We start from the raw sequence: 9,564 nt of genomic DNA on the forward strand, positions 1-9,564 counted from the left end.
AAATGTGATGTCATTCAGGGCCGTTGCGGCGGAGGCTTTGAACAGGGTTGGCCCTTCGATCATGCCCCATTCCACCAGATGAGGAGAGACCCCGGAATTCTTGGATGCAAACACCGCAATCAGGATAATCGCCGAGACATATTCAGGTGTGGATGTCGTGATAATGGAAAATGCGGACAGGACACGGTCGGCGAACGACCCCTCGCGCATCCCCGCAAGGATGCCGATCAGAAGGGCCAGAGGCACCATCACGCTCATCACGGCCAGCATCAGGTAGCCGGTTTTGCCCAGACGGTTGACGATGGCTTCGGTGACTTCGATCTTGAAGACGCTGGAAAACCCAAGCTCACCCTGAAGGAGGCCGCAATAGCGCGGCGCGATATCGGCCGGGCGCTCGGGGCGGGAACAGCGAGAATGCGTTACGCCATCCGGGTCGGTCAGCTTGGGCGATGCGACAATGCCCAGCCACTGGCCATAGCGGTTGACGATATGCTGGTCATATCCGCGCTCTGCCAGCCATTGGGTCACTTCCGCGTCGCTCATCCGGGCGTTGGCCTCGGATTTGGCAAGCTTTTCAAGGTTTGGCGTCAGATTTGTCAGGAAGAACACAATGAATGTCAGACAAACCATCGTGAGCAGCATCACCCCAAGACGACGCAATATGAAATGAGCCATGGATTCACCTGTGGACAGAGGGTGGTACCGGCCCGAAGGCCGGTACCGGTTGGCCGAGCGCGATCAGACGCTGGCCCAGCCCCACTTGTAGAGCTGCGGGAGGAAGGAAATATGCGGTTCCGCACCGATGACATCCGCGCGGGATGCCCGGAACAGGGACCGCCAATACGGCTGGATGATCACCGCATCGTCAACCATGATCTGTTCCAGCTTGGCCATCACTTCGCGGCGCTTATCGGCATCGGCAAGGGCCACGGCCTGCTCCAGAAGGGTATCGAATTCAGGGTTGGAATACCCCGCCTCGTTCCACTTTGCAGAGCTTTGATAGCAGATCCCATAAAGCTGCACGCCAAGCGGACGGTGGTTCCAGTCGGTGATGCTGAAGGGGTACTTTGTCCAGTCATTCCAGAATGTCGATCCGGGCATGACTGTCCGTTTGACCTTGATCCCGGCCTCACGCAGCTGAATAGCCACCGCATCGGCGGTATCCTTGCGGAACCCTCCGTCGATGGAGATCAGCTCATGCTCGAAATCCGCCATGCCGGCTTCTTCCATCAGGGCCTTGGCGCCTGCGGGGTCATGTACCGGCTTGCCGATATCGGCATATTCCGGATGAGCGGGGGCGACATGGTGGTTCTCGGCCGCGCTGCCCTTGTTGTTGAACCCCAGCTCAAGCGTCAATTCGTTGCTGACCGCCATTTGCAGCGCCTTGCGCACGCGCAGGTCCGCATAGGGTTTCATGCCGTCAACTTCGGCGTTCTGGTTGCCGCGAATGACAACCGTTGAGCCCGTGTCAATGGATTTGACCTGCCACCCCAGAGCTTCCATCAATTCCAGATGTTCGCTGGGCGGGTTGTAGGTGACGTCAACCTCTTCAGCCTCAACCGCACCCAGAACAGCAGAGGTGTCAGTGCCGTAATCCAGGAATTCGAACCGGTCGACCCAGGCGCCGGTACCTTCACCCCACCATGTATGGTCGGTATTGCGTTCCACGACAGCCCGCACGCCGACTTCAAATTCAACAGGCCTGTACGGGCCCGTGCCGATCGGGTTCGAAAGCATGGTCTCGGGCGTATAGCTTTCCGGCACCACCAGGGCAGGATAGTCTGCAAGGCTGGGGATGACCGTGATGTCGGAAGATGCACAGGTCAGTTGGACCGTATGATCATCCACAACCTTGATAGCCCCCGCAGCGGCCTTCTTGGTGTCACTGTCCACAAGCGAATTCAGGCGGGACGCCATGGCGTTGCCTTCCACTTCAGCGTCGCACCAACGCTCAATATTGCGCGCGACGTCCTGTGCTGTGAAAGGTTCGCCATTGTTCCATGTCACACCCTTGCGGATGTTCAATGTGTAGACGGTTGCGTCGTCATTGACGGACCAATCTTCCAGCAGACGCGGCTTGAACGTCCCGTCATTATTGTATTCGACAAGGTATTCCAGCCAGTTGGACGCAACCATCGCCATCGCGGCGAAATCAAGTGTGCGCGTGTCTTTCAGCGCGTGAACGCCGACTTCCAGCCGCATGGTGCCGCCCCTGGCGGGTGTGGCGGCCTGCGCCGGTGTTGCCATACCCAACATTCCATAGGCGGTTGTTGCCGTGGCCCCAAAGGCACTGGCCAGCGCCAGGAACTCACGGCGATCAACCTCGCTCCCGGACCGCGCGGAGTGTGCCGACTGCTTCAGGGATTGGGGGAGCGGTTGCCCCTTACGGTTTGTAAAGTTCGAGAATATTTTCATGTCTTCCTCCCAGTTTAGAGGCAATATGTCTCTGGGCAGCTGACGGGGGCAGGATGGCTTGCGGGTGGCCACCAGGCGAACAGAGACTCTTGCTGCAATGACGGTGACGCTGAAACTTGTTCCACGCAAGATTCGATGCAGAATAAGAAAAATACATGAAATACATGTCCATGGTTTATGATAAGATCGGGATGGAAGTAGTGTTGCCCGAACTTGTAAAATACAGCGCCCGGAGGATTTATCCCGGTGCCGTTGATCCCTGACGTCATGGAACGCGAACGATCTCGGCCGTGCCGTTGGCTTTGAAGCGGGTCAAAATGACCTGCCGGATTGGTATCCGGCCCGCCGTTCCCAGATTTCCCAAGCGACGTGCCGGGCAAAGTGCGGTCCCCGGTTTCGAGACTTTGCAATCGGGCAGTTTTCTTTGCATTCCCACCCGGTCTTGCAGATCGGAATGATCGGCAGAGAATCACGACCAATGATGGCCGAGTGGCAACGGCGCGTGTCAAAGAACCGTCAGCGACAACGGTGCCCATGAGCGACCGGGCGAAATGTCAGGCATGCAGCGGCTTGAGTCGGCATATCGGCCGCCGGTCTCGCTGGCGATGCACGGGGAGCACCACGTCACCGCCGCTGGCCGCCGCGAAAACCGGTATCGCATTGGGCGAAAGATTGCGCAGCCCTCCGAATGCCGGTTGCCGCGCCACCCCAGGGTGCACGCAACCGTACAGCTTCTGTCGCGCATGGTGCGATGGCTGTTCTGGGCTACTATAGCGTTTCACGTTTACATTGAATCAGAGTTCGAACCTTTTTCGTTCGAATTCTGATATTTGTAATATCAACGAAAACCCGAAACGCTTTAGTCGCCCGTCTTCTCGATCTCGTAGCGCTGAAACAGACGGTTCTGCGACAGGATAAACACAAACATTAACGCCATAAGGCCAAACGTCTTGAACAGAATCCAGGACTGGTCCGACATCGTCCGCCAGATCACCTCATTCAAGATCGCAAGCCCGACGAAAAAGAAGGTGAAGCGCCTGGTAAAGATCATCCAACCTTCGTGTTGAAGGGGAATCATCTCCTCCATCACCAGAGCCAGATAGGATTTTCCTCGCAGAAGACCGAAGCCGAGAACACCCGCGAAGAGGAGATAGAGCAAGGTGGGCTTCATCTTGATGAAACGGCCGTCATTCAGCCAGATCGACAACCCGCCGAAGACAATGACCAGCACAAGCGTCGTCAGCTGCATCGGCGAAAGACGCCCCGTCAGCCTCCACAGGGCAAGGGATGAAATCACGATCATCAGAACGAGCGCGGCTGTCGCCACGACAAACCCGCCATATTCCGTCCCGCCAAATGTGAGGGTTTTTCCCTTGAGCCACACGAATATGGCAAAGAATATGAGGATCGGACCGAATTCCAGCCCCGCCTTCAATCCCGGTTTGATCTTCTTGCCGGCCATTGGCCCTACCCCGTCAGTTTCACGATCACGGCCCCTGCCGCGATCAAAGCCATCAATGTCAGCCTGCGCGGCCCGACCCGGTCGCCAAGCATGAGCCAGGCGATGAGGGCGGCGAAGACCGTCGAGGTCTCACGCAGGACCGCCGCCTCGCCCACCTTGTCGAGCCGCGTGGCCAGAAGGATGGCCCCGAAGCTGAAATAGGCGGCAAAGGCCCCGGCCACACCCCGCTTCATCAGCGGCACGATCTCGGAAGACGGCAGATGCCGCCAACGCCGCCACGTATAGACCGGCATGAAGATGCCGTCGATGAAGAAGAACCATGCAAGGAAGGTGAACGGGTCCGCCGTCGCGCGGATGCCATAGGCGTCATAGGTCGTGTAGGCAGCGACGAACATGCCGGTGACCACGGCCCAGAACAGTGCGGGCCCCATCGTGTCGCGGTCAACGGTTATGGTGCGGAGGTTGTAAAGCGCGAGCCCGAAAATCCCCGCCATCAGCGTCGCGACACCGGCCCACTGACCGGTGGTGAACTGCTCGCCAAAGATCAGCCCGGCACCGAAGACGGCAAAGAACGGCCCGGTGCCGCGCACGACCGGATAGACAACGGCATAGGCGCCGCGTTGATAGGTCATGGCCTGGCTGACCTTGTAGCCGACATGGATCACGAACGCGCCCGCAAAGATCGGCCACATATGCGGCTCGGGCCAGGGCACGACAAAGAGCGCGAAGGGGGCGGCAATGATCCCATAGCTTGCATCGATCGCCGCCCGGCTGATCCAGGGATCGTGCCGCCCCTTCTGAAGCGCACCGAAAAGTGCATGCAGGAAGGCTGCCATCAGCGCGAGCCCCAACGCGAAATGGCGCCCGGCCTCGGTGCCTTCAAGCGAGATCAGCCAGGCGCTCATGGCCGCAAAGCCGGGGAGACGCTGCCTCCCCGGACCCCTCCGGAGTATTTCCGAACAGAAGAAGCAGAAGGGGTCATCCCGCTATCAGTCGCCGCTTCCCACCAGCGCCCTTGCGAAATCCTCGGGGTCGAAGGGTGAGAGGTCATCGATCTGTTCGCCCACACCGATCGCATGAATCGGCAGGCCGAATTTGTCAGCGAGTGCGACGAGCACCCCGCCCTTCGCGGTGCCGTCGAGTTTGGTCATCACAAGGCCCGAAACATCGGCGATCTTGCGGAAGATATCGACCTGGCTGAGGGCGTTCTGGCCAGTGGTGGCGTCAAGTACCAGCAGCGTGTTGTGCGGCGCATCCGGGTCCTTCTTGCGGATCACGCGGACGATCTTGGCCAGTTCCTCCATCAGGTCCTGACGGTTCTGCAAGCGCCCCGCCGTGTCGATCATCAGAAGATCGGCGCCCTCTTCCTGCGCCTTCGTCATCGCGTCGAAGGCAAGGCTCGCGGGGTCCGATCCTTCGGGCGCGGTCATCACCGGCACCCCTGCCCGTTCCCCCCAGACCTGCAATTGTTCGACGGCGGCGGCGCGGAACGTATCGCCCGCGGCGATCACCACCTTCTTGCCTGCCGCGCGGAACTGGCTGGCAAGCTTGCCGATCGTCGTGGTCTTGCCCGAGCCGTTGACGCCGACCACGAGCACCACCTGCGGTTTGGTCGTGTAAAGCGGCATGGGCCGCGCGACCGGTTCCATGATCCGGGCAACCTCGGCGGCCAGCAGGTCCTTGATCTCGGGCACCGAGAGTTTGCGGCCCATCCGCCCTTCGGCAAGGTTGGCGGCAACGCGCAAGGCGGTCTCAACCCCCATATCGGACTGGATCAGCAGTTCCTCAAGGCTTTCCAGCATCGCATCGTCAAGCACCCGGCGCGGAGCGGCTGCGGCTGCGGGGCGCTTGAAGAGGCGGCCGAGGAAGCCCGGGCGTTCGGCCACGGGGTCGTCGGAAACCGCTGCCGATTGCACCGGGATGTCCACCGGTGCCGGGTCCGGCAGTTCGACGGGCGCAGGTTCCGACACTTCCGGTGTTGCGGGCGGTATCTCGACCGGAGGCGCGGGTGGCACTTCCGGTGCGGCTGGGGGCAGTTCGACCGGTGCGGGCCCCGGGATTGGTTCGGGATCGACCTCTGGTACGGGGTCGGGCATCGGTGCCGGGGCGGGCTCCGGTTCGGGCATCGGAACCGGTTCTGGTTCTGGTTCGGGCGTCGGGTCCGGTTCGGGGGCGGGCTCCGGCGCAGCTATGGGGGCGGATTCCGGCGCGGGTGCAGGCTCTGGTTGTTGTTCAGGTGCTGCGACCTGCTCCTCCGCCGCGTCCTCCGCCCCTTCGGCAACAATCGCCTCCAACCCCTCTTCGAGCTTCGATGAGGATTTGAAAAGCTTGTCCTTGAGCTTCTTGAAGAACGACATGCGCGGCCCCGGCTGGTGGTCTTGTCCCCACCTATTACGTTTCGAGTTTAAATTGAATCGGAATTCGAACCTTTTTTGTTCGAATTCCGACACTTCTTTCTCGATCAAAACTCGAAACGTCTTAGTCCTTTCGTGTCCGCGATGGAAGGGTCAGAAGGGCGGGTTGGCGGCCATTCCCAGAAGGATCAGCGCCTGACCCGTCCAGTAGGCCGCCCAGAGCGCATGGCTCAAGAGCCGGTTCAAGGCGGCGCTTTTCACGACGAAGAGGTCGAGCGACAGAAGAAGATCGGAAGCGACGAAAAGAACCGCACCGGCAAGTGCAATCTGGCGGTCCGGTCCAAGCGTCATTGCAGCCAGCGCCATCAGGGTGATGACGACCACATAGGCCCGAACCGGCCAGCGCAGCGCCCCGGTCCGGGGTGCCAGCCATAGTTCAGTAGATGCGCCAAGCACCAGAAGCACCAGCGCCGGGTAGAGGGGTGGCAGCGTGCCCGGCACCCAGAATTCAGCAGCATAGGCGAGGTGGCCAGCGGCAAAAGCTCCCATCCCCGCAAGGAAAGCCTTTTCCCCGGGGCGCGATAGGAAGAAGTCACCCAACGCCCCAAGCGCCAGTCCCGCGATGATCAGCGTGGGTGCCCCAAATCCGGGCGCGGCAAGCGCGAGGGCCGCGACCGCGCCGGTCTTGATCAGGCTTTTCGGCCATGAGGTTTCGCGCCAACAAAAGGCAGCCTCATATAGCAAGGCCAGAAATGCGGCGCAGATGAACAGGGCTGGTGCGGTCATGATCCCTCCGGATCCGGCGACAAGGCCATGGGCCAGCGCCCGGGTCAATCATTCGCGCCCCGTGACGTGGCGACACGAACGGGGCTCGACTGCGGCAGCGGGATTTGCGAGGTTTGCGCCTGCAAGGAATGTATCGCCCATGGTTCTGAACCGCCTTTCCCGACTGACTGGCCGCCGCAAGGATGGCAGAGCGATGCCGGATGCCACCCCATCGGGTGCGGAGGATGCGGCCATCGCATCGGTCCTGTCCGCACTCTCGGACGATGGCAATGATCGGCAGGCGGAAAGGCCCCATCCGGCGCCTGCGGAAGCTGGGACATCCCCCCGGCCCGCCGCTGCCGCACCCACATCCAGCCAAGACCGTGTCCGGGCTGCCTGGGCGCCGTGGCGGCCCCTCAGCCCCTTCCTGCTGGCGACGCTCGCCCCCGTTCCGCTTCTGATCCTCGCCGCTGTGGCGGGTGGCGTCTGGAGCTTGCCCGCCCTTCTGTGGATGACCCTTTTCCTTCACATCGCCGACGAAGTGGCAAAGGAACGTGGCCGGACCGGGCCGGACCCGTTGGCTGCGACCACTGCCGACCGGCTGTCCGTGCTGCTTGCAGCGGTGCATTTCGCCCTGATGCTGATCGGCCTCTGGGCGCTGTCGGGCGGCACGGGGCTGGGCCTTTTTGACGGCATCGCCACCTTCATCGCCTTCGGGCTCTGGTTCGGGCAGGTGTCGAATTCGAACGCGCATGAACTGATCCACCGTTCCGACCGGCGGCTTTTCGGGCTGGGCGTGGCGGTCTATATCTCGCTGCTGTTCGGCCATCACAGCTCGGCCCACCGGCTGGTCCATCACCGCTTCGTGGCAACCCCCGACGACCCCAACACCGCAAGCGAAGGCGAAAGCTTTTACGCCTTTGCCGCCCGTGCCTGGCCCGGCGCCTTTGTCGCAGGCTATGAGATGGAGAAGAACCGCCGTGAAAAGGCCGGATTGACGGGTCGGGCGGGGCTCAACCCCTATGCGATCTATATCGGCGGGGCTGCACTGGCGCTGATCCTCGTGATCTGGCTGTTCGGGCTCGATGGGCTGCTGGCCTATCTTCTGCTCTGCGCCCATGCGCAGGCGCAGCTTCTTCTGTCGGATTACGTGCAGCATTACGGGCTCTTGCGGCGGGACCTGCCCTCGGGCGGGCTGGAACCTGCGGGGCCTGCACATAGCTGGGACGCGCCGCATGCCTTTTCGGGGCTGATGATGCTGAACGCGCCGCGCCATGCCGATCACCATGCCCATCCCGCGCGGCCCTACCCCGAACTGGGGCTGAACCCGGTGACCGAAACGCCCCGCCTGCCCCATTCGCTGCCGGTGATGGCAACGATCGCGCTGATCCCGCCCCTCTGGCGCCGGATCATGGACCGGCGGCTGGCGACCCTGCGCCGCCGCGCCGAGGCGTAAGCGCCGGTGCTGGCCTTGGCGGCCGCTTTCTGGCAAGCTCGCACGACAGATCCGGAGGCATGGGCATGACCAGTCTGAAACACCTTGTCGGAGCCGCCATCGCGCTGGCAGTCAGTGCCCCCCTTCACGCGGCCGAACCCGGCGGCCCGCTGACCGCGGCCGAATTCGAGGCGGCAACGGCGGGCCGGACGCTCTACTACAATTCCGGTGGTGAACCTTACGGCGTCGAGCAATACCGGCCGGGCCGTCAGGTCGTCTGGGCCTTTCTCGGCGATGATTGCCGCAAGGGCGAATGGTACGAGGATCAGGGCTTCATCTGCTTTGTCTATGAGGACAATCCTGCACCGCAATGCTGGACCTTCTGGCAGTCGGATCAGGGCCTGCTGGCGAAATTCAAGGGCGACCCGTTCGGCCAGCCGCTGATCGCGGTCGAGGAAAGCCCCGAACCGATGGCCTGTATGGGACTGGATCTGGGGGTCTAAAGCGTTTCGGGTTTTCGTTGAGATAACAAGCATCAGAATTCGAACGAAAAAGGTTCGAATTCTGATGCAATGTAAACCCGAAACACTATAGGGCGGTTCGGTTTGCGTTGAGAGTGACAGCACCATAGATCGAACGAAACCGGCGCTAGCTTTGAGGCGGTTCAAAGCCTGAACGCCTTAGGGCTGGTGCGGTGCAAGGGAACGGGATGAACAAAGTCAGCGAACATTACGAGGCCTATCCCTATCCCGAACGCCGTCCGGCAGATGAACGGAAGCGGCTGATCACCGGATCACCCTCACATCCCCTGGAAATGGATCATTTTCTCTGGGGCGGCAAACGTGACTGGTCGCAGCCGCTCCGCGCCCTTGTCGCGGGTGGCGGGACGGGCGACGCGGCCCCGCTTCTGGCCGGGATCGACGGGCGCAAACCGCTGGCGGCATTGACGTCGGCAGCCCGGCTTGATCCGTTCGCCTTCAACGCGCTCTGGCGTCCGGCAGAACGGAGGTTGGTTGAGGCCGGTATCCTGCTCTATTCCCGGCTTCTGGCCTGACCCCTGAAAACCGGATGCGGATCGTCCTGCATCCCGCCCCCCACAATCGTTCCATACATCACCCCTCCTGACACAATGC

Annotated in this window: 8 protein-coding genes and 1 pseudogene; 3 read left to right on the forward strand and 6 right to left on the reverse strand. The window is 61.6% G+C overall.

All coding sequences use genetic code 11. From position 1 onward, the window contains the following. The 6 genes and pseudogenes from WBB85_RS16030 to WBB85_RS16055 all read right to left on the reverse strand — a co-directional run. A pseudogene (locus tag WBB85_RS16030) lies at positions 1 to 675 on the reverse strand (ABC transporter permease); the annotation flags it as partial. Positions 676 to 738: 63 nt separating this feature from the next. Then, positions 739 to 2,415 (reverse strand): ABC transporter substrate-binding protein, encoded by a 1,677-nt coding sequence (locus tag WBB85_RS16035; RefSeq protein ID WP_432639601.1) that lies wholly within the window; start codon positions 2,413 to 2,415, stop codon positions 739 to 741. Positions 2,416 to 3,274: 859 nt separating this feature from the next. Then, positions 3,275 to 3,877, reverse strand: coding sequence for an inner membrane-spanning protein YciB (locus tag WBB85_RS16040; RefSeq protein WP_432639602.1), 603 nt, complete (start codon positions 3,875 to 3,877; stop codon positions 3,275 to 3,277). A gap of 5 nt (positions 3,878 to 3,882) precedes the next feature. After that, positions 3,883 to 4,782, reverse strand: a complete 900-nt coding sequence (locus WBB85_RS16045) for an EamA family transporter (RefSeq protein ID WP_432639603.1) — start codon at positions 4,780 to 4,782, stop codon at positions 3,883 to 3,885. 84 nt (positions 4,783 to 4,866) lie between these two features. Further along, positions 4,867 to 6,234, reverse strand: coding sequence for a signal recognition particle-docking protein FtsY (gene ftsY, locus WBB85_RS16050; protein ID WP_432639604.1), 1,368 nt, complete (start codon positions 6,232 to 6,234; stop codon positions 4,867 to 4,869). Positions 6,235 to 6,384: 150 nt separating this feature from the next. Next, positions 6,385 to 7,017 (reverse strand): lysoplasmalogenase family protein, encoded by a 633-nt coding sequence (locus tag WBB85_RS16055; RefSeq protein ID WP_432639605.1) that lies wholly within the window; start codon positions 7,015 to 7,017, stop codon positions 6,385 to 6,387. A 193-nt stretch (positions 7,018 to 7,210) separates the two neighbouring features. Between WBB85_RS16055 and WBB85_RS16060 the strand changes: the two genes are divergently transcribed. The 3 genes from WBB85_RS16060 (at position 7,211) to WBB85_RS16070 (ending at position 9,485) form a co-directional block, all read left to right on the forward strand. After that, positions 7,211 to 8,452, forward strand: coding sequence for an alkane 1-monooxygenase (locus WBB85_RS16060; RefSeq protein ID WP_432639606.1), 1,242 nt, complete (start codon positions 7,211 to 7,213; stop codon positions 8,450 to 8,452). A 65-nt stretch (positions 8,453 to 8,517) separates the two neighbouring features. Continuing rightward, entirely contained in the window at positions 8,518 to 8,934 is a 417-nt protein-coding gene (locus WBB85_RS16065) for a hypothetical protein (RefSeq protein WP_432639607.1), read from the forward strand. A gap of 206 nt (positions 8,935 to 9,140) precedes the next feature. Further along, positions 9,141 to 9,485 carry a hypothetical protein gene (locus WBB85_RS16070; protein ID WP_432639608.1) on the forward strand — a complete coding sequence of 115 codons (345 nt, stop codon included), beginning with the start codon at positions 9,141 to 9,143 and terminating at the stop codon, positions 9,483 to 9,485. Positions 9,486 to 9,564 lie beyond the last annotated feature (79 nt).

Source organism: Albidovulum sp., from assembly GCF_049646345.1.
Lineage (GTDB): Bacteria > Pseudomonadota > Alphaproteobacteria > Rhodobacterales > Rhodobacteraceae > Albidovulum.